Origin of the sequence: Neorhizobium galegae (genome assembly GCF_017877055.1) — a bacterium.
Taxonomy (GTDB): domain Bacteria; phylum Pseudomonadota; class Alphaproteobacteria; order Rhizobiales; family Rhizobiaceae; genus Neorhizobium; species Neorhizobium galegae_D.
Map to the genome: position 1 here is coordinate 849,010 of NZ_JAGIPG010000002.1, position 25,591 is coordinate 874,600.

At 63.5% G+C, this 25,591-nt stretch carries 24 protein-coding genes; 17 read left to right on the forward strand and 7 right to left on the reverse strand.

From position 1 onward, the window contains the following. The first annotated feature begins 179 nt into the window (after nucleotides 1–179). Genes J2857_RS14370 through J2857_RS14380 form a run of 3 tightly spaced genes read left to right on the forward strand, consistent with a single transcriptional unit; the run spans nucleotide 180 to nucleotide 2,423 of the window. Entirely contained in the window at nucleotides 180–1,301 is a 1,122-nt protein-coding gene (locus J2857_RS14370; protein WP_210010809.1) for an ATP phosphoribosyltransferase regulatory subunit, read from the forward strand. Continuing rightward, nucleotides 1,298–1,996, forward strand: coding sequence for an ATP phosphoribosyltransferase (gene hisG, locus J2857_RS14375; protein WP_210010810.1), 699 nt, complete (start codon nucleotides 1,298–1,300; stop codon nucleotides 1,994–1,996). Before J2857_RS14370 ends, hisG begins: the two co-directional genes overlap by 4 nt. A 22-nt stretch (nucleotides 1,997–2,018) precedes the next feature. Next, a complete protein-coding gene (locus J2857_RS14380) occupies nucleotides 2,019–2,423 on the forward strand; it encodes a GFA family protein (RefSeq protein WP_210010811.1) in 405 nt (134 codons plus the stop codon). Nucleotides 2,424–2,489: 66 nt separating this feature from the next. On the opposite strand, the gene J2857_RS14385 is transcribed toward J2857_RS14380, so the two are convergent. The 4 genes from J2857_RS14385 to groES form a co-directional block, all read right to left on the reverse strand. Beyond that, the gene (locus J2857_RS14385; protein ID WP_210010812.1) at nucleotides 2,490–2,939 is read right to left on the reverse strand and encodes a DoxX family protein; all 450 of its coding nucleotides are present in this window, start codon (nucleotides 2,937–2,939) and stop codon (nucleotides 2,490–2,492) included. A 259-nt stretch (nucleotides 2,940–3,198) separates the two neighbouring features. Then, nucleotides 3,199–4,740: a cation:proton antiporter gene (locus J2857_RS14390; protein ID WP_210010813.1), complete on the reverse strand. Its 1,542-nt coding sequence runs from the start codon at nucleotides 4,738–4,740 to the stop codon at nucleotides 3,199–3,201. Between the two features lie 128 nt (nucleotides 4,741–4,868). After that, nucleotides 4,869–6,512, reverse strand: a complete 1,644-nt coding sequence (groL, locus tag J2857_RS14395) for a chaperonin GroEL (protein ID WP_210010814.1) — start codon at nucleotides 6,510–6,512, stop codon at nucleotides 4,869–4,871. 59 nt (nucleotides 6,513–6,571) lie between these two features. Next, nucleotides 6,572–6,868, reverse strand: a complete 297-nt coding sequence (gene groES / locus J2857_RS14400) for a co-chaperone GroES (RefSeq protein WP_007752582.1) — start codon at nucleotides 6,866–6,868, stop codon at nucleotides 6,572–6,574. 337 nt (nucleotides 6,869–7,205) lie between these two features. Here groES and J2857_RS14405 point away from each other — a divergent pair, with 337 nt between their 5' ends. From J2857_RS14405 to J2857_RS14425, 5 genes are all read left to right on the forward strand, one after another. Further along, entirely contained in the window at nucleotides 7,206–7,370 is a 165-nt protein-coding gene (locus tag J2857_RS14405) for a hypothetical protein (RefSeq protein WP_210010815.1), read from the forward strand. 53 nt (nucleotides 7,371–7,423) lie between these two features. Further along, nucleotides 7,424–8,272 carry a TIGR01459 family HAD-type hydrolase gene (locus J2857_RS14410; RefSeq protein ID WP_210010816.1) on the forward strand — a complete coding sequence of 283 codons (849 nt, stop codon included), beginning with the start codon at nucleotides 7,424–7,426 and terminating at the stop codon, nucleotides 8,270–8,272. Between the two features lie 38 nt (nucleotides 8,273–8,310). Beyond that, complete coding sequence (locus tag J2857_RS14415) at nucleotides 8,311–9,291, forward strand: bifunctional riboflavin kinase/FAD synthetase (RefSeq protein WP_210010817.1); 981 nt, start codon at nucleotides 8,311–8,313, stop codon at nucleotides 9,289–9,291. Between the two features lie 336 nt (nucleotides 9,292–9,627). Continuing rightward, the gene (gene ileS / locus J2857_RS14420; protein WP_210010818.1) at nucleotides 9,628–12,606 is read left to right on the forward strand and encodes an isoleucine--tRNA ligase; all 2,979 of its coding nucleotides are present in this window, start codon (nucleotides 9,628–9,630) and stop codon (nucleotides 12,604–12,606) included. Between the two features lie 134 nt (nucleotides 12,607–12,740). Continuing rightward, complete coding sequence (locus tag J2857_RS14425; RefSeq protein ID WP_210010819.1) at nucleotides 12,741–13,370, forward strand: hypothetical protein; 630 nt, start codon at nucleotides 12,741–12,743, stop codon at nucleotides 13,368–13,370. A 7-nt stretch (nucleotides 13,371–13,377) separates the two neighbouring features. On the opposite strand, the gene J2857_RS14430 is transcribed toward J2857_RS14425, so the two are convergent. Further along, complete coding sequence (locus tag J2857_RS14430) at nucleotides 13,378–13,833, reverse strand: nucleoside deaminase (RefSeq protein ID WP_210010820.1); 456 nt, start codon at nucleotides 13,831–13,833, stop codon at nucleotides 13,378–13,380. A gap of 147 nt (nucleotides 13,834–13,980) precedes the next feature. On the opposite strand from J2857_RS14430, the gene J2857_RS14435 reads away from it, so the two are divergent. Genes J2857_RS14435 through J2857_RS14445 form a run of 3 tightly spaced genes read left to right on the forward strand, consistent with a single transcriptional unit; the run spans nucleotide 13,981 to nucleotide 17,590 of the window. Beyond that, a complete protein-coding gene (locus J2857_RS14435) occupies nucleotides 13,981–16,128 on the forward strand; it encodes a pseudouridine synthase (protein ID WP_210010821.1) in 2,148 nt (715 codons plus the stop codon). Nucleotides 16,129–16,134: 6 nt separating this feature from the next. Next, entirely contained in the window at nucleotides 16,135–16,695 is a 561-nt protein-coding gene (gene rsmD, locus J2857_RS14440) for a 16S rRNA (guanine(966)-N(2))-methyltransferase RsmD (RefSeq protein ID WP_113129828.1), read from the forward strand. Nucleotides 16,696–16,705: 10 nt separating this feature from the next. Continuing rightward, nucleotides 16,706–17,590: a patatin-like phospholipase family protein gene (locus tag J2857_RS14445; protein ID WP_245363343.1), complete on the forward strand. Its 885-nt coding sequence runs from the start codon at nucleotides 16,706–16,708 to the stop codon at nucleotides 17,588–17,590. Here J2857_RS14445 and J2857_RS14450 read toward each other — a convergent pair. Next, nucleotides 17,587–19,401, reverse strand: coding sequence for a monovalent cation:proton antiporter-2 (CPA2) family protein (locus J2857_RS14450; protein ID WP_210010822.1), 1,815 nt, complete (start codon nucleotides 19,399–19,401; stop codon nucleotides 17,587–17,589). The two genes, J2857_RS14445 and J2857_RS14450, sit on opposite strands and share 4 nt — an antisense overlap. A 104-nt stretch (nucleotides 19,402–19,505) precedes the next feature. On the opposite strand from J2857_RS14450, the gene J2857_RS14455 reads away from it, so the two are divergent. The 6 genes from J2857_RS14455 to lpxK all read left to right on the forward strand — a co-directional run bounded on the left by J2857_RS14455 (nucleotide 19,506) and on the right by lpxK (nucleotide 25,318). Then, nucleotides 19,506–20,852, forward strand: coding sequence for a TldD/PmbA family protein (locus J2857_RS14455; RefSeq protein ID WP_210010823.1), 1,347 nt, complete (start codon nucleotides 19,506–19,508; stop codon nucleotides 20,850–20,852). Nucleotides 20,853–20,857: 5 nt separating this feature from the next. Continuing rightward, nucleotides 20,858–21,661 carry a 3'(2'),5'-bisphosphate nucleotidase CysQ gene (locus J2857_RS14460; protein ID WP_210010824.1) on the forward strand — a complete coding sequence of 268 codons (804 nt, stop codon included), beginning with the start codon at nucleotides 20,858–20,860 and terminating at the stop codon, nucleotides 21,659–21,661. A gap of 60 nt (nucleotides 21,662–21,721) precedes the next feature. Further along, entirely contained in the window at nucleotides 21,722–21,964 is a 243-nt protein-coding gene (locus J2857_RS14465) for a DUF4170 domain-containing protein (protein ID WP_007756862.1), read from the forward strand. Nucleotides 21,965–22,133: 169 nt separating this feature from the next. Further along, nucleotides 22,134–23,453, forward strand: a complete 1,320-nt coding sequence (waaA, locus tag J2857_RS14470) for a lipid IV(A) 3-deoxy-D-manno-octulosonic acid transferase (RefSeq protein WP_210010825.1) — start codon at nucleotides 22,134–22,136, stop codon at nucleotides 23,451–23,453. Beyond that, nucleotides 23,450–24,178, forward strand: a complete 729-nt coding sequence (locus J2857_RS14475; protein WP_210010826.1) for an HAD family hydrolase — start codon at nucleotides 23,450–23,452, stop codon at nucleotides 24,176–24,178. The genes waaA and J2857_RS14475 overlap by 4 nt, the downstream gene beginning before the upstream one ends. Before the next feature lie 93 nt (nucleotides 24,179–24,271). Then, nucleotides 24,272–25,318, forward strand: coding sequence for a tetraacyldisaccharide 4'-kinase (gene lpxK / locus J2857_RS14480; RefSeq protein ID WP_210010827.1), 1,047 nt, complete (start codon nucleotides 24,272–24,274; stop codon nucleotides 25,316–25,318). Here lpxK and J2857_RS14485 read toward each other — a convergent pair. Continuing rightward, a complete protein-coding gene (locus J2857_RS14485; protein WP_046630976.1) occupies nucleotides 25,315–25,548 on the reverse strand; it encodes a DUF2093 domain-containing protein in 234 nt (77 codons plus the stop codon). The two genes, lpxK and J2857_RS14485, sit on opposite strands and share 4 nt — an antisense overlap. Between the last annotated feature and the right edge of the window lie 43 nt (nucleotides 25,549–25,591).

Here is a 25,591-nt window from a genome sequence, read left to right on the forward strand (position 1 = left end):
GCATCTCCCCCTCAAGGGGGGCGATCGGCTGGCGGCTTGCGCCTCGTTTCCTCTTTGATGTCCCACTTTTCGCAGCGTCGCTTTGGAAACGGCGGTCATGCCGCTTCTGATCTCCCCACCCGTGGGGGAAATGCCCGGCAAGGCAGAGGGGGGCTTCGTGGCATAGTGGGAGCGATCCCATGCCCCTGATCGACATGCCGGACTTCTCCACCGACCTCCTCGCCGAATTTGCCGCCCGCCGCACCGAACGCGTCAATACGCCCGTCATCCAGCCGGCCGAACCCTTCCTCGACATGGCCGGCGAAGACCTGCGCCGTCGCATCTTCCTGACTGAAAGCGAGACGGGCGCCAATCTCTGTCTGCGCCCGGAATTCACCATTCCGGTCTGCCTGCGTCACATCGAAACGGCCACCGGCACCCCGAAACGCTATTCCTATCTCGGCGAAGTCTTCCGCCAGCGGCGCGAGGGTTCCCATGAATTCTACCAGGCCGGCATCGAGGATCTCGGCGACAAGGATATCGCCAGTTCCGACGCCCGCGCCATCGGTGATGCGACCGGCATCCTGAAAGCGCTGCTGCCCGGCCGCAAGCTCGCGCTCACGCTCGGCGACCAGGCAGTGTTCGAGGCGGTGGTCAAGGCGCTCGGCCTGCCGTTCGGCTGGCAGCGTCGGCTGATCCATGCGTTCGGCGATATGGCCCATCTGGAAGCCCTGCTGGAACGGCTCGCCAGGCCGCAGCCGGTCGCTGGCCTCGATCCGCAGATCGCCGGACTGATCGCCTCGGACAGCGAGGCTGACCTTGTGGCCCACATCGACCGCACCATGCAGGAAACTGGCTACTCCACCAATGCCAGCCGTTCGCCGGTCGAGATCGCGAGAAGGCTGAAGGAAAAACTGGAACTGGCCGAAACCCGGCTCGACGGAACTGCTTTGCTCCTGCTGCGCGAATTCCTGACGCTGCAATTGCCGCTCGCCGAAGCGCCCGCTGCCTTGGCCGGCTTTGCCGATGCCGCCGGCCTGAAGCTCGGCGCTGCGGTTTCCCGCTTCGATGCCCGGCTGGCGGCGCTCGCCAATGCCGGCGCCGATCTCTCGGCCATGACCTACCGCGCCGCCTTCGGCCGTCCGCTCGACTATTATACCGGCCTCGTTTTCGAGGTGACCGAGGCGGGCTCGTCTGCCGTGCTTGCCGGCGGCGGCCGTTTCGACCGGCTGCTGACCCTGCTCGGTGCAAAAGAGCATATCCCGGCCGTCGGTTTCTCGCTCTGGCTAGACCGGATTGAAGCTGCGAGGGCATCGAGATGAGCACGATCACCATTGCCCTACCCTCCAAGGGCCGCATCAAGGAAGATACCGCCGGTGTGTTTGAGCGCGCCGGGCTCGCCATTTCCGCCGTCGGCAACGACCGCTCCTATCGCGGCCGCATCGAGGGGATAGACGGCGTCGAGATCGCCTATCTCTCCGCCTCCGAGATTGCCCGCGAGCTTGCGAGCGGCACCGTCGATTTCGGCGTCACCGGCGAAGACCTGGTGCGCGAAGGCATGGCCGGCGCTGACGGACGCGTCGAATTCTGTGCCCGCCTCGGTTTTGGCCATGCGGATGTCGTGGTCGCCGTGCCGGAGATCTGGCTCGACGTCGAGACCATGGCCGATCTTGGCGACGTGGCGGCGGATTTTCGCGCCCGTCATGGCCGCAGGCTCGCCATCGCCACAAAGTACTGGCGGCTCACCCAGCAGTTCTTTTCGAGCCAGCACGGCATCCAGCTCTACCGCATCGTCGAAAGCCTCGGCGCCACGGAAGGCGCGCCGGCTGCCGGCCAGGCGGATATCATCGTCGACATCACCTCGACGGGATCGACGCTCAGGGCCAACCACCTGAAGATCCTCTCGGATGGCGTCATCCTGAAATCCGAGGCCTGCCTGGTCAGGGCCCGCAAGCCGGCTCACGAGCAGGATCCGCGGGTCGCCAGGATCGTGGAGGCAGTCCGCGCCGCGCTCTGAGTTTTGAAGAGGAGGAAGCACGATGCATGTGACCGGTCGATGCCATTGCGGCTATGTGACCTATGAGGCCGAACTCGACCCGAAGCGGATCAGTATCTGCCATTGCACCGATTGCCAGACGCTCAGCGGTTCGCCGTTTCGCGTCACCGCCGTCGTCCCGGAAAGCGATCTGAAGCTCACCGGGCACGAGCCAAAGCTCTACCGCAAGGTGGCCGAGAGCGGCCGCGTCCGCCAGCAGTATTTCTGCCCCGAATGCGGCTCGCCGCTTTTCGTCAATGGCGAGGGTGAGGCGGCGAGAATCTGGGGTATCCGCTGGGGCAGTATCGACCAGCGGGCGGAGTTGAAGCCGCAGCGCCAGATATGGTGTCGTTCGGCCGTTTCCTGGCTGCCCGAAATGAGCGAACTGCCGGCAGTCCAGACCGACTGAGATCATAAAAAATACCCGCCGGACTTTTCATCCGGCGGGCAGTCTTGGGCAGGGAATTTCGAAAGCTTAGGCTGCGATTGCGACAGAACCGCGGCGGGCATCGACAGAAAATGCACCGGCGCCGACTGCGGCGAGAGCCAGGAAGCCACCGGCAATCGTCAGGTTCTTCATCATCATCAGGCTGTTAAAGAGCGTCAACAGACCGTTGGCGGCCTCCGGGAAGCCCGGAACGTTGATGGCGCCCGAATGAAAGACGAACGCGGTAAAAGCCGAGAAGGCGGCCAGCAGCAGCGCTGCGATGCGCGTCTGGAAGCCGGTCAGCACGGCAAGGCCGGTGATCAGTTCGAAGAGGCCTGCGGCATAGGCCAGCAGCGTGGCGGCGGGAAGGCCGGCACCGGTGATCATGCCGGCGGTACTGGCGGGATCGACGAGCTTCTGGAAGCCGGACATGACGAACATGCCGGACAGAAGGATACGGCCGACGAGAAGCAGGGAATTGGTCGTGGTGGTGGACATTTTTAGATCTCCGGATCGGTGTCTCTGGTTGGGACACGCGGGTTAAATTCTCTGGGAGCTATGTGCCCGATTTTATCCGTATCCGGAAGATGAACGATGATTGACGGTTTGTTCGATAAAAGGAGACGATCCTCCGTGCGGCCGAATGCTGCGCCGCTTTCTGCTCCAGACGGCAGAGAACTCCACGGGGAGACTGACCTGAAACGTCGATTGCATCGGCATTTCCGGTGCTCGCCGCAAATCTCGACTGGACAGCGGATCAGATCTCCTCGATCCGGCGCGCGTCTTCCGGCAGGACAGAGAGCTCGCGCCAGTCGATCTCTTCGAGCAGCAGATTGTACTCGTCGACATTGACCTTGTGCACCGAGCGAAGCTTTTCCAGCTCTTCCCGCTGCGCGGCAATCGCCGTCAAGGCCAGCCGCCGGTAGGTCTCGAGAGAGGTGGCGTCCTCAATACGGGAAGCGGCCAACTGCTCGATGCGGAACTTGGAGCGCAGCAGTTCCGCCTCCGTCTCGGCCGCGCCGTCGAGCCTGGAAAGGCCGGCGAGGGCGATCTTGCCGCGCAGGACGGCGAGTTCGCCATGCCCCTCGGCCCGGCGGTCGAGGCCGAGCCATCGGATGATCGGAGTGAGCGTCAGCCCCTGGACGACGAGGGTCGCAAGAACCACCGAAAAAGCGGTCAGCACCACCACGTCGCGCTGCGGAAAGTCCACCGGCAGGGCAAAGGCGGTCGCGAGCGTCACCAGGCCGCGCATGCCGCACCAGCCGGCCAGCAGCGCCTGGGTCGTTGTCGCGGGTTCCGGCCTGCCGCGGCTGCGCTCGTGCCAGGCGGTGAGGCGGTTGTAACCGACGCAGACGATGAAACGGACGACGACGACGATCACGATGGTGATCAGCGAAAAATGCACGGCATCCCAAAGATGATCCGCCGGCATTCCGCCGACGATGTCGCGAACCTGCATGCCCATCAGCAGGAAGGCCATGACGTTGAGCACGAACACGACCGCGGTCCAGACCGCATAGGACTGCACGCGCATGCGGGCCGAGGAGCGGGCTTCGCTGCTTCTCGCAAGCGTCATCGCGAAGGCGACGATGGCGAGCACCGCCGACAGGCCGAGGCGTTCTGCGACGATCCACAGAAGGAATGTCTGCACGAACTGCAAGAGGATGCCGCCGAGCGTGCCGGCGACGAAGCGCATAAGATGCCGGACCACCCAGGCAGCCAGGATGCCGAGCAGGATGCCGCCCGGGACCGCGACGGAAAGATGCAAGGCGACGCCCGTATCGAGGCTGCCGGCCGATTGAACGGACAGCGCCGCATCGAAGATCAGGAGCGCAGCCGCGTCGTTGAACAGGCTCTCGCCGCGCAGCACGGTATCGGTGGTGCGGGGGATCGACATAGACGACAGCACCGCCGTCGCCGCTGCCGCATCGGGGGGAGCGACGATCGCCCCGAGCACGAGCGCGGCTGCAATCGGCAACCCGGCAAACGCCCATCCGGCAAAGGCGACGACGGCCGCGGTCGCGCATACGCCGCCGATCGCAAAGACGAGCAGCGGAACCCAGAATCGTCGGGCGATCCCGATCGGAAAATCAAAGGCAGCATCGAGCAGCGCCGGCGCGATGAACAGCGCGAGCGCGGTGTGCGGATCGAGCGAGATATAGGGCATGCCGGGCACCAGCGCGACCGCGGCACCCGCAAGCGCCAGCATCGACGGATAGGGCACGGAAAGCCGGCGCGAGATCTGCAGGAGCACGATCGCGACAAGCAGCAGGACGAGCAGGCTCTCGAAGAAACTCATGGCGCGACTGTAATTGTGGTCTGGGTCTTTGTCAGCCGGGCTCCATCCCACAGACAAACAAAAAGGGCGATCCGAGGATCGCCCTTTCCGAACTGAACCGGTTGGCTCAGATGTAAGACCCGGGGGTCTTACATCATGTCCATGCCGCCCATTCCGCCCATGCCGCCAGGCATGCCGCCGCCAGCAGCTTCCTTCTTCGGAAGTTCGGCGATCATGGCTTCGGTGGTGATCAGCAGCGAAGCAACCGAAGCTGCGTTCTGCAGGGCGGTACGAACGACCTTGAGCGGGTCGACGATGCCCATGGTGATCATGTCGCCATATTCAGACGTCTGGGCGTTGTAGCCGTAGTTGTCTTCGTTCTTTTCGAGGATCTTGCCGACCACGATCGAAGCTTCGTCACCAGCGTTTTCAGCGATCTGGCGAACCAGCGACTGAAGAGCGCGGCGAACGATGTTGATGCCGGCTTCCTGGTCGTCGTTGGCACCCTTTGCAGCGATCTTCGTGGAAGAACGCAGCAGGGCAACGCCGCCGCCCGGTACGATGCCTTCCTGAACGGCAGCGCGCGTCGCGTTGAGAGCGTCGTCGATGCGGTCCTTCTTTTCCTTGACTTCGACTTCCGTCGAACCGCCGACGCGGATCACGGCAACGCCGCCGGCGAGCTTGGCCAGACGTTCCTGCAGCTTTTCGCGGTCGTAGTCGGAGGTGGTTTCTTCGATCTGAGCCTTGATCTGACCAACGCGGCCTTCGATGTCGGACTTGGCGCCGGCACCGTCAACGATCGTGGTGTTTTCCTTGGAGATCGAAACCTTCTTGGAGCGGCCGAGCATGTCGAGCGTGACATTTTCGAGCTTGATGCCGAGGTCTTCGGAGATGACCGTGCCGCCCGTCAGGATGGCGATGTCTTCGAGCATGGCCTTGCGGCGGTCGCCGAAGCCCGGAGCCTTGACGGCAGCGATCTTGAGACCGCCGCGCAGCTTGTTGACGACGAGCGTTGCAAGAGCTTCGCCTTCGACATCTTCAGCGATGATCAGGAGCGGCTTGCCGGTCTGGACGACGGCTTCGAGAACCGGGAGCATCGCCTGCAGGTTCGAGAGCTTCTTCTCGTGGAGGAGAATGAAAGCGTCGTCGAGGTCGGCGACCATCTTTTCCGGGTTGGTGACGAAGTAGGGCGAGAGGTAGCCGCGGTCGAACTGCATGCCTTCGACGACTTCGAGTTCGGTTTCGGCGGTCTTGGCTTCTTCAACCGTGATGACGCCTTCGTTGCCGACCTTCTGCATGGCTTCAGCAATGTCGAGACCGACCTGCTTGTCGCCGTTTGCCGAGATCGTGCCGACCTGTGCGACTTCTTCCGAGGTAGAGATCTTCTTGGCCTTGGCCTGGAGATCCTTGACGACGTCTGCAACGGCGAGATCGATACCGCGCTTCAGGTCCATCGGGTTCATGCCGGCTGCGACGGCCTTGTTGCCTTCGCGAACGATCGCCTGGGCAAGAACGGTAGCAGTCGTGGTGCCGTCGCCGGCGATGTCGTTGGTCTTCGAAGCAACTTCGCGGACCATCTGGGCGCCCATGTTTTCGAACTTGTCGTCAAGTTCGATTTCCTTGGCGACCGATACGCCGTCCTTGGTGATGCGCGGAGCGCCGAAGGACTTGTCGATGATGACGTTACGGCCCTTCGGGCCGAGCGTTACCTTGACTGCGTCAGCGAGAATGTCGACGCCGCGCAGCATCTTTTCGCGCGCGGTGCGGCCGAACTTGATTTCTTTGGCTGCCATTTTGATAACTCCTGAAAAGGGGTGTCAGCGATTTCGAATGAAGAGCAACCGGCCGGAAATCAGCCGATGATGCCCATGATGTCGGATTCCTTCATGATCAGAAGGTCTTCGCCATCGAGCTTGACTTCGGTGCCCGACCACTTGCCGAACAGGACGCGGTCGCCGGCCTTGACGTCGAGAGCAGTGATGTTGCCCTTGTCGTCGCGGGTGCCGGTGCCGACGGCGACGATTTCGCCTTCCTGCGGCTTTTCCTTGGCGGTGTCAGGAATGATGATGCCGCCCTTGGTCTTGGCTTCGGATTCGACGCGACGAACAACGACGCGGTCGTGAAGGGGGCGGAAATTGGTGCTTGCCATTGTCTAATCCCTCGATCAAATGACATGGACGGGTGAAACCCGTATCTCGGTGCTGTTAGCACTCCCGCTTGGAGAGTGCCAGCCAGCGTCGAGATAAGGGCGGCCGGCGGATGAGTCAAGAACGGCCGCAAAATTTTCGGGGCGGCTCGGAACCTCATGGGAAATACGCTTAACGATACGAATGCTGGGCAACGCCTGCGCCTGGCGGAACTGACCGCCGCCATCGGCACATCAGGGTCTTCGGTACCGGCCACCTCTCCGGACAGGTCGGCATGTTGCACCGGACTTTGGTAGAAGAAAGGCGCCGGCGCGTTTAACAGCAGCACGAGGCCTGCGAATGCCCACTGAGGCACCTGCCGAAGTCCGTATAGCGCCCAAATACGCCGCGGTTGCCGGCGTCATCCTCAACCTCGCCATCCGGTTCGGCCTGCATGGGGAAAAAAGCGACCCCTGCGGACGCCGCCGATGCGGTCGCGGCTTTTCTCCCGAATATCTCTTGTAATCCTCAACGGGGTTTGTCATGTGACCCGGGACTTGCGAGATGGGAAAGGTTACATGGCAAAGCGCATCGGCAACCTGAGCGAAGTGATCGGTGACTACGACGTGGTCCTTTCGGACGTGTGGGGTGTCGTTCACAACGGCGTCGAGGCTTTCCAGCATTCCTGCAAGGCTCTCGCCGCAGCCCGCGAAGCCGGCGCAACCGTTGTGCTGATCACCAATTCGCCGCGCACGGCGCCCGGCGTCATCGAGCAGATGCGCATGCTCGGCGTGCCCGACGGCACCTATGACCGGATCGTCACATCCGGCGATGTCACTCAGCACCTGATCGTGGACGGCCCGAAAAAGGTCTTCCTGATCGGTCCCGAACGCGACCTCAACCTGTTCGAGGGGCTCGGCGTCGAGGTGGTCTCCGCCGAGGAAGCCGAATGCATCGTCTGCACCGGTTTCTTCGACGACGAGAAGGAAGTGCCGGAAGATTACACCGACATGCTGATGGCATTTGCCAAGCGCGATGTGCCCTTCATCTGTGCCAACCCGGACCTCGTCGTCGAGCGCGGCCACAAGATCATCCCCTGCGCCGGCGCGGTCGCGGCCTATTACGAAGAGTTCGGGGGCAAGACCCGCGTTGCCGGCAAGCCGCATCGGCCGATCTATGAGGCGGCGATCGAAGCCGCCCGCGAAGTGCGCGGCGAATTCCCGATGAGCCGGGTTCTGGCGATCGGCGACGGCATGCCGACCGACGTGCGCGGGGCGCTCGCATACGGCCTCGACCTGCTCTATATCAGCGCGGGCATCCATGTCGCGGAATACACCGTCAACGGCCAGACCGACGAGGCGATCCTCAACGCCTGGCTGAAACGGGAAAATGCCGCGCCGAAATACTGGATGCCGCGCCTCGCATAGCCCCCTGGGCCGAATTGGCCTGAACCGGAACCCGCTGCATGACTGTCTTCCACCGCAACGAGAAGAAGGAACCGCTGCCCGAGGAACTGAAGGGCGGCGTCATCGCCATCGGCAATTTCGACGGCGTGCATCGCGGCCATCGCAGCGTCCTGGAACGGGCGCTGACGCTTGCCGAAGAGCGCGGCGTGCCGGCGCTGGTGCTGACCTTCGAGCCGCATCCGCGCACCGTTTTCCGCCCCGAAGAGCCAGTGTTCCGGCTGACGCCGGCGCCGCTGAAGGCCCGGCTGCTCGAAGCCATGGGTTTCCGCTCGGTGATCGAATATCCTTTCACCCGGGACTTCGCGACCCGCTCGGCGGAGGAATTCATCCAGACCATCCTCGTGGATTGGCTCGCAGCCAGCGCCGTGGTCACCGGCTTCGACTTTCATTTCGGCAAGGGCAGGGAAGGCGGTCCCGCTTTCCTGATGGCATCGGGCGCCAAGCACGGTTTCAACGTGCAGCTGGTCGATGCCTTCCGCGACGAAAATGCCGAGGTGATCTCGTCCAGCCGCATCCGTGACCTGCTGGCTGAAGGCGATGTCTCCGCCGCGGCCGGCCTGCTCGGTTATCGCTACACGGTCGAGGCGGAGGTGATCGGCGGTGAAAAGCTCGGCCGCCAGCTGGGGTTTCCGACCGCCAACATGCAGCTTCCGCCGGAGGCCGAGCTCAAGGCCGGCATCTACGCCGTCCGCTTTCGCCGTCCCGACGGCACGCTTTTCGACGGCGTCGCCAGCTACGGCCGCCGCCCCACGGTGACCGAGAATGGCGCGCCGCTTCTGGAAACCTACCTTTTCGACTTCTCCGGCAGCCTTTACGGCGAAACCTGTTCCGTCTCCTTCTTCGGCCACCTGCGCGACGAACTGAAATTCGACGGGCTCGATGCCCTGGTCGCCCAGATCAGGCGCGACGAGGAGGAGGCGCGGGCGCTGCTTTCCGGTGTCAGGCCGCTCGGCGAAGTGGACGCCAAGATCGCGTTTTGAGGGGCTACTTCAGCAGCCGGCTGTCGAAGGGATAGGAGATGACTTCCTCAACGACAATTTCGGCCGCCTGCAAATGCCGGGGGTTTACCAGATAGTTATTTGCCGCGCGGGAGGAAATTGGCACGGTAATCCCCTTCCTTTCCGCCGCAAAAACCCTTAAGAACCGCGACCATGAAAAAATTCCGGCTGGCCCAGATCATTCGAATTATAGGCCCGGCCTTCCGCGCGCTGTAAGAGCGGCCGGAGGGTCCGGGTTTTTGGCGCTTCATGAGCGCCTTCCGCCAGCGAATTTTCATCGAGATGCGCCCCGTCGCGGCGCCAGGACGATTGCTCACCATGACCGATACCGCCGAAAAGCTCGACTATTCGAAAACCCTCTATCTGCCCGAAACCGACTTCCCGATGCGCGCCGGCCTGCCGCAGAAGGAGCCGGAACTGGTTGCCCGCTGGCAGCAGATGGACCTCTACAAAAAGCTGCGCGCTTCCGCCGCCGGCCGCGAAAAATTCGTGCTGCACGATGGCCCGCCCTATGCCAACGGCAATATCCACATCGGCCACGCGCTGAACAAGATCCTGAAGGACGTCATCACCCGCTCGTTCCAGATGCGTGGGTATGACTCCAACTATGTTCCGGGCTGGGACTGCCACGGCCTTCCGATCGAATGGAAGATCGAGGAAGCCTATCGCGCCAAGGGCAAGAACAAGGACGAGGTTCCGATCAACGAATTCCGCCAGGAATGCCGTGAATTCGCCGCCGGCTGGATCAAGGTCCAGGCGGAAGAATTCAAGCGCCTCGGCATCGTCGGCGATTTCGAAAACCCTTACCTGACGATGAATTTTCACGCCGAGAGCCGCATCGCCGGCGAGCTGCTGAAGATCGCCCAGAGCGGTCAGCTCTATCGCGGTTCGAAGCCGATCATGTGGTCGGTGGTCGAGCGCACCGCGCTGGCTGAAGCCGAAGTCGAATACCACGACTATGAGAGCGATACGATCTGGGTGAAGTTCCCCGTCGTGAGAAGGCACGGTACCACGGGACTGCATGGAGTTGACCCGGCAGTAGGTTCCGGACATATCGCGGCTGCAGCAATCGAATTTGCAAAGCGGTTTGATGAATTGCTAGGCGCCCACGTCGTCATCTGGACCACCACGCCCTGGACCATCCCCGGCAACCGTGCGATCTCCTATTCGCCAAAGATCTCCTATGGCCTCTACGAGGTTACCGAGGCGGCCAATGATTTCGGCCCGCGTCCGGGCGAAAAGCTGATCTTTGCTGACAAGCTGGCGGAAGAGAGCTTCGCCAAGGCAAAGCTCCAGTACAAACGTCTGCGCGATATCTCCGCCGATGAGCTTGGTGCGATCGTCTGCGCCCATCCCTTCAAGGGCCTCGGCGGCGGCTACGACTTTGCCGTCCCGCTCCTCGCCGGCGACCACGTCACTGATGACGCCGGCACCGGTTTCGTCCACACCGCCCCCGGGCACGGCCGCGAGGACTTCGACGCCTGGACATCGGTCGCCCGCGAACTCGAAGCCCGCGGCATCTCGTCGAAAATCCCCTTCACGGTCGATGACGGCGGCTTCTACACCGCCGACGCTCCCGGTTTCGAAGGCGCTCGCGTCATGGACGACAACGGCAAGAAGGGCGATGCCAACGACCGCGTCATCAAGGCGCTGATCGAGCGCAACGCGCTGTTTGCCCGCGGCCGGATGAAGCATCAGTATCCGCATTCGTGGCGGTCGAAGAAGCCGATCATCTTCCGCAACACGCCGCAGTGGTTCGTCTACATGGACAAGGACCTCGCCGACGGCACGACGCTGCGCTCGCGGGCGCTCAAAGCCATCGACGACACCCGTTTCGTGCCATCAGCCGGCCAGAACCGCCTGCGCGCCATGATCGAACAGCGCCCGGACTGGGTGCTTTCGCGTCAGCGCGCCTGGGGCGTGCCGATCTGCGTCTTTGTCGACGATGAGGGCGAGATCCTCCAGGACGAGGCGGTCAACCAGCGCATCCTCGAAGCCTTCGATCTCGAAGGTGCGGACGCCTGGTTTGCCGAAGGTGCACGCGAGCGCTTCCTCGGCTCGCGCGCCAATGAAGGCTGGACCCAGGTGATGGACATCCTCGATGTCTGGTTCGACTCGGGCTCGACGCACACCTTCACGCTCGAAGACCGCCCGGACCTGAAATGGCCCGCCGACGTCTATCTCGAAGGCTCCGACCAGCATCGCGGCTGGTTCCATTCCTCGCTTCTGGAATCCGCCGCCACCCGCGGCCGGGCACCTTATGACACGGTCGTCACCCATGGCTTCACCATGGACGAGAAGGGCCAGAAGATGTCGAAGTCGCTCGGCAATGTCGTGGCGCCGCAGGACGTCATGAAGGATGCTGGCGCCGATATCCTCCGCCTCTGGGTGATGACGACCGACTACTGGGAAGACCAGCGCCTCGGCAAGACGATCATCCAGACCAATGTCGATGCGTATCGCAAGCTGCGCAACACGATCCGCTGGATGCTCGGCACGCTTGCCCATGACGAGGGTGAGGAGATCGCCTATGCCGATCTGCCGGAACTCGAAAAGCTGATGCTGCATCGTCTCGCCGAACTCGATAAGCTCGTCCGCGAAGGCTACGACGCCTTCGAGTTCAAGAAGATCGCCCGGGCGCTGATCGATTTTTCGAATATCGAGCTGTCGGCCTTCTACTTCGATATCCGCAAGGATGCGCTTTATTGCGACGCGCCGTCGTCGCTGCGCCGTCGCGGGGCTCTTGCCGTCATCCGCAGGATCTTCGAGTGCACGGTGACCTGGCTTGCCCCCATGCTGCCGTTCACCACCGAAGAATCTTGGCTGTCGCGCGACCCGGACGCCGTCTCGGTCCATCTCGAGCAGTTCCCCACAATTCCGACCGAGTGGAAGAACGATGCGGTCGCCGAAAAGTGGGCTCAAATCCGCAAGGTGCGCTCGGTTGTCACAGGCGCGCTCGAAATCGAACGCAAGGACAAGCGGATCGGCTCTTCGCTAGAGGCAGCACCCGTCGTTTACGTCAACGATCCGGAGCTGATGAAGGCGCTGGAAGGCCAGGACTTCGAAGAGACCTGCATCACGTCGGGCATCGCGATTGTTGCGGGCGAGGGGCCGGAGAGCGCCTTCCGTCTGCCGGAAGTGCAGGGCGTCGCCGTCGATCCGAAACTCGCGGAAGGCACCAAATGTGCCCGTTCGTGGCGGGTGACGACCGATGTCGGCTCCGATCCCGCGTATCCGGATGTGTCGGCGCGCGACGCTGCCGCATTGCGCGAGCTGGCCGCTCTCGGCCGGCTTTGACGGCTGAAAACCACCGGATGATTGCGCTTTGAGCAATCATCCGGTAAAACCGCCTGAAATTGGCCGGATTTTCCGGCCATCAGGCGTTTGAGTGTGTCTGAGGCGTCAGGACGGGCGCCGCTGGAAGGGTTTTGATGAAAGCGACATATGCGTTTCGTGTCGGCATGGGTGTGGCCGGCATCCTCGCCTCGACATTAACCCTTTCGGGCTGCATCGGCGGTCCGACCTACGGCACTGACAAGACGGCCATGGAGCAGCTGACCGACGACCTCGGGCAGTCCGTCTCGCTGGGCGGCAAGAGTGCCGAAGCGAAAGCGAGCCTGAAATACAATCCGCGTCCTTCGCTGGTTGTCGCCAAGGGTCAGGACCAGGCGCTGCCGGCGCCCCAGCAATCGCTGGCGAGCCGCGAGAGCAACCCCAACTGGGTCGAATCTCCGGAAGAAACCCGCAAGCGTCTGCGTGACGAAGCGGCCGCTCACGAGAACGATCCCGGCTATCGCTCACCGCTGCTGGCGGGCAGCGGCCAGGCTGGTCAGATGACCGAGACCGAGAAATGGGAAGCCTTCCGCAAGGCCAAGGCAGATGCTGAAACCGTCAGCGTCACCGGACGCCGTCGCTCGCTTGCCGAGCCGCCAGCGGAGTTCCGTTCGGCGGATGCGGCTGCCCTGTCGGATGTCGGCGAGCCCGAGAGCCAGAAGGAAAAGCGCCGGAAGGCACAAGCCGCGGAAGCCAAGAAGGGCAGCGACTGGTGGAAGCTCTTCTAAGCTTGGCTTAACTCTCTCTTTTCGATCTGAAGAAGCCGGTGAGCAGGCTCGCGGCCTCGCTTTCGCCGAGGCCGGAATAGACCTCCGGCGCATGATGGCAGGTCGGCTGGGCAAAAAAGCGCACGCCGTTGTCGACCGCTCCGCCTTTCGGGTCCTCCGCGCCGTAGTAGAGCCGCCGGATGCGCGCAAACGAGATCGCCGCCGCGCACATGGTGCAGGGTTCGAGCGTCACGTAAAGGTCGGCACCCGACAGCCGCTCCTGGCCGATGGCGGCCGCGGCATCCCGGATGACGGCGATTTCAGCATGGGCGGTAACGTCGTTTTCGGCGCGGGTCCGGTTTCCGGAGCGGGCGACAATAAAACCGTCGATGACTAGAACGGCGCCGATCGGAACCTCGCCGCGGGCGGCCGCGTCTTTGGCTTCTGCAAGCGCTGCGTCCATGAACCCATCGGTATTAGGCATTTCGGCGATTTCCTCTTAACCCGGATCGCGCGAACTGGTAGGAAGCATCCAACTGGACGCCCGGCTGCGGGCACGAATCCATCTTAGTCAACACGAACAAGAATGTCCGGATCGCTCCGTAGACATCACGCTTCAGGCAAACAACAAATGAATTCCAAAGACAAGCCGAAGCGCGGCGAAGGCAAGACTTTCGTTCGCGAAACCAAACCCCGGGCCGCTCCAAAGGCTGCAGCCGGCGGCAAGGCGGGTTTTTCCGCCAAGGAAGGCCTTGCGCCTAGGAAGAATTCCGCGGCCAAGGCCGGCGCTGAAAAGGCGGCAAAGCCCGTCCGCAAGCTGCCGCCCGCACCGGAAACCATGGAGGCCGAGGGCAAGCCCGAGCGCATCTCGAAGATCCTCGCACGTGTCGGCGTCGCGTCGCGCCGCGATATCGAGCGGATGATCATGGAAGGCCGGGTCAGCCTGAACGGCAAGGTTCTCGATACGCCCGTCGTCAACGTGACGCTCGCGGATAAGATCGAAGTGGACGGCGCCCCGATCCGCGGCATCGAGCGCACCCGCCTGTGGCTCTACCACAAGCCGGCTGGCCTGGTGACCACCAATTCCGATCCGGAAGGGCGCGCGACCGTCTTCGACAACCTGCCCGAAGGCCTGCCGCGCGTTCTGTCCGTCGGCCGCCTCGACATCAATACCGAAGGCCTGCTGTTGCTCACCAACGATGGCGGCCTCTCCCGGGTGCTGGAACTGCCGACCACCGGCTGGCTGCGTCGCTACCGCGTGCGTGCCCATGGGGAGGTCAAGCAGGAGGATCTCGACAAGCTGAAGGACGGCATCGCCGTCGAAGGTGTGCTCTATGGTTCGATCGACGCCACGCTCGACCGCACCCAGGGTCACAATTCCTGGATCACCATGGGCCTTCGCGAAGGCAAGAACCGCGAGATCAAGAACGTGCTGGGAGCGCTCGGCCTCGAGGTGAACCGCCTGATCCGTATTTCCTACGGCCCCTTCCAGCTCGGAGACCTGCCGGAAGGCGAGGTCGTGGAGGTGCGCGGCCGCATGCTGCGCGACCAGCTTGGGCCCCGTCTGATCGAGGAATCCAAGGCCAATTTCGACGCGCCGATCTATACCGAGACCGTTGCGGAAGATGAGAAGCCGACCCGTGCGGAGCGTTCCGAATGGGCGGCAAGACCGGAGAAGACCGAACGTCCGCGGGCCGGCAAGCCGGAGGACCGGCGCGAAAAGGCGCTCGGCCGCCTCGACACCAAGCGCGACGACCGCAAGTTCGCCGACAAGCCGCGCGGCGCAAAGCCGTTCGGCGCCCGGGACCAGGAGGACGAGGACCGCCCGAAGAAGCGTCCTCCGATGGGCACCAGCCGCACCGCCAACGTCTGGATGGCGCCGGGCGCCCGTCCGACCACCGAAAACAAGACACGCAAATCCTCCGCCCGTGCCGAGGCCGAGCAGCTTTTCAAGAAGCCCGTTCCGCAGAACGACCGTCCGGTCATCGTCAACCGCGCCCAGGAGGACAGCGACTGGATCCGTGCCGACGGCCCTGACAAGCCGGAGAAGGGCGATTTCGGCAATAAGCGGTCCTCTGGTGATCGCCCGCCCCGCGGCGATCGTTCCTTCGGTGACAAGCCGAAGGGTGAACGCTCATTCGGCGAACGCAAGCCGCGTGAAGGCGGCGAGCGTCCCCGAACCAAATCCTTCTCCGGCGAGGCTCGCTCGGAACGTCCGCGTGGCGACCGCCCGTTCGGCGACAAACCTCGCGGCGACCGCCCGTTTGCTGACCGCAAGCCACGCGTCGATGGTGATCGCCCTGCTCGCTCTTTCGGCGAAGGCCGTTCCGAGCGCCCGCGCGGCGAGCGTCCTTCCGGTGACCGTCCGCCCCGTGGAGACCGTCCGTTTGGCGACAAGCCGAGGGGCGAACGCGCCTTCGGTGACAAGGCCAGAGGCGAACGTCCATTCAGCGACCGCAAACCGCGCGAGGATGGAGAGCGTCCCGCACGGTCCTTCTCCGCAGGCGAGGGCCGCTCCGAGCGTCCGCGCAGCGACCGGCCGTTTTCGGATCGGCCGCCGCGTGGTGATCGTCCCGCAGGTGATCGGTCCGCCGGCGACAGGCCGCGCGGTGGAAAGCCTGGCGGCAAGCCGTTTGGAGCAAAGCCGGGCGGTGGCAAGAGCTTTGGCGGAAAGCCTTCCGGCGGCCGTGGAAAACCTGCTGGTGGTGGCAAGCCCGGTGGCCGGCCCGCCTCGGGCGGACGCCCGGCAGGCGGCAAGCCGCGCACGCCGAGAGGGTGACGCGCGGTGCGGATTGTCGGTGGTGAATTTCGCGGCCGCTCCCTGGCCACGCCCAAGACGAATGACATCCGGCCGACCATCGACCGGACGCGCGAAAGCCTGTTCAACATCATCGGCCACGTCTACCCGCAGGCGCTGGATGGCGGGCGGGTGATCGACCTTTTCGCCGGTACGGGCGCTGTCGGGCTGGAGGCGTTGTCGCGCGGCTGCAAGAGTGCGCTCTTCGTCGAAAACGGCGTCGAGGGCAGGGGGCTGCTGTGGGAGAATATCGACAGCCTTGGCCTGCATGGCCGGGCGCGGATTCTTCGTCGTGATGCCACCAAGCTCGGCACGGCCAACAATATCGAGCCTTTTCATTTCCTGTTCGCCGATCCGCCCTATGGCCAGGGGCTCGGCGAGGGCGCCATGCTCTCTGCCCACGCGGGCGGCTGGCTTGCGCCTGGAGCCCTTGCCATTCTGGAGGAGCGGGCCGACATAAATCCAGCTGTCGATGCCGTCTTCAAGCTTTTGGAAAGCCGGACGTTCGGCGATACCCGCATGGATTTTTTCCGCTACCAGCCGGCCTGAGGTCAGAGGAATGAATACAAGGCTTGCAATTCCCGATCTCGAAGCCGTCAGTGCCAAGGGCGGCCTGACGTTTGCCATCGCGCTTGGCGGCGGCGGCGCGCGGGGCCTCTCGCATATCCAGGTCATCGAAGCGCTCGACGAACTCGGCATCCGGCCGGTGGCGATTTCCGGCTCGTCGATCGGCGCGATCATCGGCGCCGGCATGGCGTCGGGCATGACGGGCCGCGAGATCCGCCAATACGCGCTGGAGACGGTCGGCCACCGCGGCACCCTTCTCAACAAGCTCTGGGGTCTCGGCCCGGCCACCATGCGCGACAAGCTTGGCGGCTTCCGCTTCGGCCAGTTCAATCTCGAACTCATCCTCGATGCCTTCCTGCCGCCGCAGGTGCCGGAGGATTTCACCGATCTCGAAATCCCGATGAAGATCTCCGCCACCGATTATTACGGCCAAGCGGAAGTGATCCTCGAACAGGGCGAGCTGCGGACCGCGATTGCCGCCTCCGCCGCCATTCCCGGCCTGTTCATGCCGGTCCGGGTCAACGGCCGGGTGATGATCGATGGCGGCGTCTTCAATCCCGTCCCCTATGAGCAACTGATGGACGTTGCCGACGTGGTGATCGGCGTCGACGTGGTCGGTGCGCCGGAGGGCGACGGCACCCATGCGCCCAATCGCATCGACAGCCTGTTCGGCGCAAGCCAGCTCACCATGCAGGCGAGCATCGCCCTCAAACTGAAGCTCAATCCGCCGCAGATCTTTCTCCGGCCTTCGGTCAATCGTTTCCGGGTGCTGGACTTCCTGAAGGCTCGCGAAATCCTCGACGAGTCCGAACATGTCAAGGACGAGCTGAAGCGCGCCATCGACGCGCTGCATGCGGCGGCGGAAGCGAACAACTAGCCGTTCTCCGCCGTCGCCGGCTCGGCGTTCAGTTCGTCGGCGTCCACCACCATCGACCGTTTCGGCTTGATCAGCGGTTCCGGCCGGACCGGGCTGTTAAACAGCATCTCGCGCCCGGCGCCGAGCCCCTGGACGGCCTGGATCTGCAGCCGCTCCTCGTCGCGCTGGCGGATGTCGTCGCCGATCTCCTCGGCCTCGTTTTCGCTCATGCCGAGCGCCTCCAACGTCTTTCTTCCGAACAGCAGGCCGGATTCCAGCGTCTCGCGCAGCTCGTATTCGACGTTGCGATCCCGAAGCGACAGGGAATGAATGCGGTCGTAGGAGCGCACATAAAGGCGCACGTCCGGGAATTGCGAGCGGATGAGATCGACGATCTGGTCGGTCGTCTCGCGCTTCTGGGTGGTGACAGCCACGACCTTCGCCTTTTCGATGCCGGACGCGATCAGCACGTCGCGGCGTGTCCCGTCGCCGAAATAGATGCGGAAGCCGAAGGCGGCCGCCTGGCGGATACGGTCGGCGGAATCGTCGATTACGGTCACTTCGCGGCCGCCGGCAAGCAGGATCTGCGCGGCGATCTGGCCGAAACGCGAGAACCCGATCATCAGCACGTCGGCGCCGGCGCCGTCGAAATCCTCCTCCAGTTCCTCGCGGCTCTCGCCGTTGAGGAGCCGCTTGGAAAGTGCTGCACCGAACGGCGTGAGCGCCATCGAAAGCGTCACGCCGGCGATCAGCAGCGAGGCGGTGGCCGACGAAAACAGGCCGGCGGCCGTTGCGGTGGTGAACAGCACGAAACCGAATTCGCCGCCCTGGGGCAGCAGGAACGCGATGCGCACCGCATCGTTGTGCGGCGAACCCCAGAGCCGGGAGAGCCCGTAGACGATCAGCGCCTTGAGGGCCATGAAGATCGGCACGGCGGGCAGGATGAAGAAGATGTTATCGAGGATGACATGGACTTCCAGCGACAGGCCGACCGCCATGAAGAACAGCGCCAGAAGCAGGCCGCGGAAGGGTTCGATATCGGCTTCCAGCTCGTGCCGGTAGGAAGACTCGGCGAGCATCACGCCGGACAGGAAGGCGCCCATTGCCATCGACAGTCCCACGGCCTGCATCGCCGCCGCCGATCCCAGCACCACCAGCAGCGCCGCGGCGATCATCACCTCCCGCGCACCGGTGCGGGCGATGATCTGGAACATCGGCGTCAAAAGATAGCGGCCGGCAATCACCATGGCGCCGACCGCTCCGACCGCGATTGCAAAATCGAGAAGCGGCGAGGCTTCCGTCTCCGTGGTCCCGGGCGCCAGGATGGTGATCAGCGCCAGCAGCGGCACGATGGCGAGATCCTGGAACAGCAGCACCGAAAACGAGCGCTGGCCGTGTCGGCTGTTCATCTCGCCGTCGTCGTTGAGGATCTGCAGGGCAAAGGCCGTCGAGGACAACGCAAGACCGAAACCGACGATCAGGCTACCGCGCCAATCCGCCATGTTGGTCAGATGTGCGAGCCCGCTCAGCGCCAGTCCCGAGATCACCACCTGTGCCGGGCCGAGGCCGAACACGTCGCCGCGCATCTGCCAGAGGCGGGAGGGCTTCAGTTCGAGCCCGATGATGAACAGCAGGAAAACGACGCCGAACTCCGCGAAATGCAGCACTTCTTCCGTCTCGACGATCTGCTGCATGATCGGCCCGATGACCACGCCTGCGGCAAGATAGCCGAGCACCGTGCCGAGCCCCAGCTTCCTGAACACGGGGGCGGCAATCACCGCGCCGGCAAGCAGGAGAAGCATTTGCGAAAATAGCGAGCCGGAAGCGGTCATGCGGGATACTTTCAGTCTAAGGTGGGACATCAAGAATCGGCGAGCCGCCCTTGATGCTTCTGACAGTGCACAATAAATGGGACGAGAATGAAAGGCTTGCAATCATGACCTCTGAAATCGATTCCGCCGAACTGCTTTCCCGTGCCAGCCAATTGATTGATCTCGCCAAGGCCGCGGGAGCGGATCAGGCGGATGCGGTCGTGGTTCGTTCCCGTTCCCGTTCTGTCAGCGTCCGTCTCGGCAAGGTCGAGGGCACGGAAGCCTCCGAGAGCGACGATTTCTCGCTTCGCGTCTTCGTCGGCAAACAGGTCGCCAGCGTCTCGGCCAATCCCGGCTTCGACATGAAGGTGCTTGCCGAGCGCGCCGTCGCCATGGCCAAGGTCTCCCCCGAAGATCCGTTCGCCTGCCTTGCGGACGAGGCGGATCTGGCGAAATCCTATCCCGACCTCGAACTCTACGACCCGACCGATGTGCCGACCGACGCGCTCCGCGAAGCGGCGCTCGAAATGGAACAGGCGGCGCTCGACGTCCAGGGCGTCACCAATTCCTCCGGCGCCGGCGCATCGTCGGGCATGGGCGGCCTTGTTCTCGTCACCTCCCATGGCTTTTCCGGCAGCTATATGGCCAGCCGTTTCGGCCGCTCGGTCAGCGTCATCGCCGGCGAGGGCACGAAGATGGAGCGCGATTACGACTTCGACAGCCGTCTTTATGCCGCCGATCTCGACGATCCCAAGATGATCGGCCGCCGTGCCGGCGAGCGCGTCGTCAAGCGCATCAACCCGCGCCAGGTCGATACCGGCAGCAACGTCACCGTCGTCTTCGATCCGCGTATCGCCCGCGGTTTCGTCGGCCACATCGCCGGCGCCATCAACGGCGCGTCCGTCGCCCGCAAGACCAGCTTCCTGCGCGACAAGATGGGCCAGCAGGTGCTGAAAGCCGGACTCAACATCACCGACGATCCCCTGATCGTGCGTGGTTCCTCCTCGCGTCCGTTCGACGGCGAGGGTGTGTCTGGCGAGCGCATGGTCATGATCGAGGATGGCGTCCTGAACCACTGGTTCCTGTCGACCTCGACGGCGCGAGAACTTGGCCTCGTCACCAACGGCCGCGGCGTGCGCGGCGGCACGGCCGTGTCGCCCGCCTCCACCAACCTGGCGCTGGAGCCCGGCGACATTTCGCCCGAGGACCTGATCAGGTCGATCGGCAATGGCTTCTACATCACAGAACTGATCGGCCAGGGCGTCAACATGATCACCGGCGAATACTCGCGCGGCGCGACCGGCTTCTGGATCGAGAACGGCGAGCTCGCTTATCCCGTTTCGGAAGTGACGATCGCTTCCAACCTCAAGGACATGTTCATGCGACTGACGCCGGCGAGCGACATCGACCGCAAGTTCGGCGTCGCCTCTCCGACCATCGCCATCGAGGGCATGACGCTGGCGGGACGCTGATCTCGATGGCGGCAACGCAGGACTGGAGGCAGGACCTCGAACTCATTCTCGATGCGGCGCGCCAGGCTGGCGAGATCGCCCACGGATTTTTCGGCCGCTCGCCGGAAGTCTGGTGGAAGAACGATGGCAGGTCGCCGGTCAGCGCCGCGGATTTCGCGGCCAACGACCGGCTGCAGACCCTGCTTCTGAAAGCTCGGCCGGATTACGGCTGGCTCTCCGAGGAGACTGACGACGACGTAGCCCGGCTTGGCCGCGAAACGCTTTTCGTCGTCGATCCGATCGATGGCACCCGCGCCTTCATCAACGGCGAGAAGACCTGGTGCGTCTCGGTTGCCGTCGTCCATCGCGGCCAGCCGGTCGCCGGTGTCCTGGTAGCGCCGGCGCTCGACGAGGAATTCTCTGCGGTGAGGGATGGACCGGCTCTGAAGAACGGCCGGCCGATTTCGGTCACTGTCTGCCGCAGCAACGGCGAACTGGTCATCGCGGCCGATGAAAATCTCATCAAGAAATTCGAGCCGGGTTTTAGAGACGAAGTCCGCCGGGTGCGGCATGTGCCGTCGCTTGCCTACAGGCTTGCCATGATCGCTGACGGCAGCATCGACGGCACGGTCGTCAAGCGCGCCTCTCACGACTGGGATCTGGCCGCCGCCGACCTCATCCTCGAACGGGCAGGCGGCCGCCTTGTCGATCTTGCCGGCAACCGGCTCGTCTATAACCGTGAGAGTGTCATCCACGAAATGTTGGCCGCCGGCGCCGAACATGCGCTCCGCAGCCTTTTGCCCCAGCTTGCCGGCCTAGCTCCGGGTTGACCTTTTCTTTGGAATCCAGCACAGGAAGAGCCGGGGAGCTGGAACGGACGGATACGGACAATGACGGAAACGGGCGAAAAGAAACAACTTCTGCATCTAGTCTTCGGCGGCGAATTGCAGAGCCTGGAAGGTCTTCAATTCAAGGATCTTTCGGCGCTTGATATCGTCGGCATCTATCCGGACTACGCAAGTGCGCTCGTCGCCTGGCGGGGCAAGGCGCAGCAGACGGTCGACAACGCTCATATGCGTTATTTCATCGTCCATATGCACCGCCTGCTCGATCCTGATACTAAGTCGGCTTGAGATAAGCCTCGGGTTTTACAATGTGCTCGCGATGCTGGTCCCTCGCCTGGTATCGATCCCGGGGACCCTTTTTTGACGCATTTGTAAAACACAAAAAACTGGGTTACGGATGAGCAATCGGAGGGTCTATCACATTGATGGCGGCCATCACGCATCGGGGGCAAACGCGGTGAGCAAGATTTCTGCGCGCTTGGCTCTCGTTGGTTACCGGGTGGCCGGTATTTCCCTTTATCCGCTGGTCGGGCCTTACCTTGCCTATCGCGCCATGAAGGGCAAGGAAGACAGGACCCGCAAGCTGGAACGGCTCGGTTATGCAAGCCTTGCCCGGCCCCGTGGCCCGCTCATCTGGGTGCACGCGGCAAGCGTCGGGGAAACCATCGCCATCATGCCGATGATCCGCGAGCTGCGGCGCCGTGAGATCCACATCCTTCTGACGACGGGCACCGTCACTTCCGCAAATCTCGTCCGGTCGCGGCTGGCTGACGAGGTGATCCACCAATACGTGCCGCTCGACTTGAAGTTTCCGATCAAGCGCTTCATCGCCTACTGGAAGCCGGATGCCTGCATCACGGCGGAATCCGAGATCTGGCCGACCACCATCGCCGAACTCGCTCGCCGCCGCATTCCGCAGATCCGCGTCAATGCCCGCATCTCCGACCGGTCCTTCGATCGCTGGCGCAACCGCAGTTCGATCGCCGAAGCCATCTTCGGCAAGATGGCTCTGGTGGTCGCTCAGTCGGATCTGGATGCCGAGCGCTTCCGCGATCTCGGCGCCTGGCCGGTCATCGCATCCGGAAACCTGAAGAGCGATACCGATCCGCCGCCCTGCGACGAGGCGGTGCTCGCAAGTTATCGCAAGCAAATCGGCAGCCGCCGGACCTGGGCGGCGATCTCGACCTTCGAGGGCGAGGAAAAGGCGGCGGCGACAGTGCACAAGGCGCTGAAACCGAAGAACGGTCAGCTGACCATTCTCGTGCCGCGCCATCCGGATCGCGCCGACGCGGTCGAAGAGATGCTGAAGGAAGCGGGCCTGACCGTGGCCCGCCGCTCGCGCAACGATGTGGTGACGCCGGAAACAGACGTCTTCCTCGGTGACTCCATCGGCGAAATGGGGCTTTACCTGCGTTTGACCGAGATCGCATTCGTCGGCAGGTCGCTGACGAACGAGGGCGGGCAGAACCCGCTCGAACCGGCTATGCTCGGCTGCGCGGTGCTTTCCGGCCCGCATGTCCAGAATTTCCGCGACGCCTATCAGCATCTGGTGCGCAAGGGCGGTGCCCGCATCGTCAAGGATGTCGAGATGCTGGCAAAGGCCGTCCACTACCTGATGATCAACGACCTCGCCCGGGTGAAGATGATCGATTCCGGCCATGATGCGATGGACGAGATGCGCGGTGCGCTGTCGAAGACGATCAAGGCGCTGGAGCCCTATGTCAATCCTCTGACGGTAAGCGCAAGGCTGCAGCCGAAAGCCGCCGCCGTACGATGACCCCCGAAAAGCTCGCACACATCGCCGGCATCCTGTTCGACAAGGACGGCACCCTGCTGCTCTATGACGAAAGCTGGGGGCCGGTGAACCGCGAGGCGGCGCGTATCGCCGCGGCCGGGGATGCCGAACTCGAGCCGCAGCTCCTGTTTTCCGGCGGCATGGATACCGTCTCCGGCCACACGCGCGCCGACAGCCTGCTTGCCGCCGGCAATGCCGCCGAGATCGCCGCCGGTTTCGTCTCCGCCGGTTCGCCGATCGAGGTGGGTGAACTCACCCGGCTGCTCGACGACCTCTTCATCCGATCGGCGGAGTTTTCCGTGCCGGTCACCGACCTTGCCGCGCTGTTCGGCGCGCTCAAGGCGAGAGGCTTCAAGCTCGGCATCGCCTCGAGCGACAACGAACAGGCGATCCGCCAGACCGCCATCCGCTTCGGCATCATCGATCATGTGGATTTCATCGCCGGCTACGACAGCGGTCACGGAGTGAAACCGGAGCCCGGCATGGTGCTCGGCTTCTGCCGCGCCACCGGGCTTGATCCGGCCGAGGTCGCCATGGTCGGCGACAACAATCACGACATGCATATGGGCGCCAGCGCCGGCGTCGGCCTGAAGGTCGCGGTCCTGACCGGCACCGGTTCGCGCGAAACGCTGTCGGCCTCGGCGGATATCTGCCTCGACGATATCACGGCACTGATCGACCTTCTGCCGGAAAAGCGCAGAGCCTAAGCCGCTCAAAAGCTTCAAAGACTTGCCTTTTTCAGCAAACTCGCCTTTTCTTCGCGGGCTGTTTCGGAACGGATCGGCCGGAGACTTTAGAGCATGGTATCGGAAGCACCGCCATTCTGGTGGACGAAAGCGGATTGGCGTGCCTGGGGCCTTGCCCCCGTTTCGTTTCTCTATGGCCGGATCGCCGGCCGCCGCATGGCGAAAGCCAGGCGTGCCAGCGTTCCTGTGCCGGTGATCTGCATCGGCAATTTCACCGTCGGCGGGGCCGGCAAGACGCCGACCGCGATCACGCTTGCCCGCGCCGCCAAGGAAAAAGGTCTGAAGCCGGGTTTCCTGAGCCGCGGTTACGGCGGCTCGCTCGATGTCACGACCGTGGTCGATCCCGAGCATCATCGGGCCGAGGCGGTGGGCGACGAGGCGCTGCTGCTCTGCCGCGAAACGCTGACGGTGATTTCCCGCACCCGGGTCGACGGCGCCCACAAGCTGGTCGCGGAAGGCGCCGACCTGATCATCATGGACGACGGCTTCCAGAGCGCCCGGCTGGCGCTCGATTTCGCGCTCGTGGTCATCGACACGGTGCGTGGTATCGGCAACGGCCATCTCGTGCCCGGCGGACCGGTGAGAGCGCCGATCCCGGAACAGATGCGCCAGCTCTCGGCGATCTTGAAGGTCGGCAACGGCGAGGCAGCCGACCGGCTGGTGCGCCAGGCCGCACGCGCCGGCAAGCAGATCTACGTTGCGGCGCTGAAGCCCCGCGAAAATCGCGAAATCGCCGGCAAGGCGCTGTTCGCCTTCGCGGGCATTGCCGATCCGGAAAAGTTCTACCGCACCGTCCAGCAGGTCGGCGGCTTGATCATGGAAAAACGCGACTTTCCGGACCATCACTATTTCAGCGAGGACGAGATCTCGGACCTTCTCGATGATGCTGCCAAGGACGGTTTGACCCTTGTGACCACTGCCAAGGATGCGGTGCGGCTTCAGGGACATCACGGGCGCATGGAGGAACTGGCGAACAAGGTGAGTGTGGTCGAGGTCGATATGGCATTCGACGATCCGCAGGCACCGGGCAAGATCATCGACACAGCGATCGCCAATTTCCGAGAGCGGCGTATCAGGGAAGGAAACGCCGCGAAGGTTTAGCCGCGGCTCTGGTTCGGCAGTATGCCGGCGCGCTTGTCGGCTTCCAATGAGGAGGCGCAATCGACATAGGGTTCCTGCCGAGCGACGCTCCAGTAACGCAATTCGTCGATCGGGATCTGCGCGCCCGTCATGGCGCATATGACATAGGAGCCGGCCGTCAGGATCTGGTAGTCGCCGTCGAGATACCGGATCTTCGCTTCGCGGAACCCGCTTCCCTCGAACCGGTTCATCTGTCGTCTCCTGCGGAAAAACATGGCGCCTGCTCTAACCCGA

Excerpts from the sequence above, each read along its gene's own strand:
- J2857_RS14370 (WP_210010809.1), top strand. The coding sequence starts at position 180 with ATGCCCCTGATCGACATGCCGGACTTCTCCACCGACCTCCTCGCCGAA.
- hisG (WP_210010810.1), top strand. The coding sequence starts at position 1,298 with ATGAGCACGATCACCATTGCCCTACCCTCCAAGGGCCGCATCAAGGAA.
- J2857_RS14380 (WP_210010811.1), top strand. The coding sequence starts at position 2,019 with ATGCATGTGACCGGTCGATGCCATTGCGGCTATGTGACCTATGAGGCC.
- J2857_RS14385 (WP_210010812.1), bottom strand. The coding sequence starts at position 2,939 with ATGTCCACCACCACGACCAATTCCCTGCTTCTCGTCGGCCGTATCCTT.
- J2857_RS14390 (WP_210010813.1), bottom strand. The coding sequence starts at position 4,740 with ATGAGTTTCTTCGAGAGCCTGCTCGTCCTGCTGCTTGTCGCGATCGTG.
- groL (WP_210010814.1), bottom strand. The coding sequence starts at position 6,512 with ATGGCAGCCAAAGAAATCAAGTTCGGCCGCACCGCGCGCGAAAAGATG.
- groES (WP_007752582.1), bottom strand. The coding sequence starts at position 6,868 with ATGGCAAGCACCAATTTCCGCCCCCTTCACGACCGCGTCGTTGTTCGT.
- J2857_RS14405 (WP_210010815.1), top strand. The coding sequence starts at position 7,206 with ATGCCCACTGAGGCACCTGCCGAAGTCCGTATAGCGCCCAAATACGCC.
- J2857_RS14410 (WP_210010816.1), top strand. The coding sequence starts at position 7,424 with ATGGCAAAGCGCATCGGCAACCTGAGCGAAGTGATCGGTGACTACGAC.
- J2857_RS14415 (WP_210010817.1), top strand. The coding sequence starts at position 8,311 with ATGACTGTCTTCCACCGCAACGAGAAGAAGGAACCGCTGCCCGAGGAA.
- ileS (WP_210010818.1), top strand. The coding sequence starts at position 9,628 with ATGACCGATACCGCCGAAAAGCTCGACTATTCGAAAACCCTCTATCTG.
- J2857_RS14425 (WP_210010819.1), top strand. The coding sequence starts at position 12,741 with ATGAAAGCGACATATGCGTTTCGTGTCGGCATGGGTGTGGCCGGCATC.
- J2857_RS14430 (WP_210010820.1), bottom strand. The coding sequence starts at position 13,833 with ATGCCTAATACCGATGGGTTCATGGACGCAGCGCTTGCAGAAGCCAAA.
- J2857_RS14435 (WP_210010821.1), top strand. The coding sequence starts at position 13,981 with ATGAATTCCAAAGACAAGCCGAAGCGCGGCGAAGGCAAGACTTTCGTT.
- J2857_RS14445 (WP_245363343.1), top strand. The coding sequence starts at position 16,706 with ATGAATACAAGGCTTGCAATTCCCGATCTCGAAGCCGTCAGTGCCAAG.
- J2857_RS14450 (WP_210010822.1), bottom strand. The coding sequence starts at position 19,401 with ATGACCGCTTCCGGCTCGCTATTTTCGCAAATGCTTCTCCTGCTTGCC.
- J2857_RS14455 (WP_210010823.1), top strand. The coding sequence starts at position 19,506 with ATGACCTCTGAAATCGATTCCGCCGAACTGCTTTCCCGTGCCAGCCAA.
- J2857_RS14460 (WP_210010824.1), top strand. The coding sequence starts at position 20,858 with ATGGCGGCAACGCAGGACTGGAGGCAGGACCTCGAACTCATTCTCGAT.
- J2857_RS14465 (WP_007756862.1), top strand. The coding sequence starts at position 21,722 with ATGACGGAAACGGGCGAAAAGAAACAACTTCTGCATCTAGTCTTCGGC.
- J2857_RS14475 (WP_210010826.1), top strand. The coding sequence starts at position 23,450 with ATGACCCCCGAAAAGCTCGCACACATCGCCGGCATCCTGTTCGACAAG.
- lpxK (WP_210010827.1), top strand. The coding sequence starts at position 24,272 with ATGGTATCGGAAGCACCGCCATTCTGGTGGACGAAAGCGGATTGGCGT.
- J2857_RS14485 (WP_046630976.1), bottom strand. The coding sequence starts at position 25,548 with ATGAACCGGTTCGAGGGAAGCGGGTTCCGCGAAGCGAAGATCCGGTAT.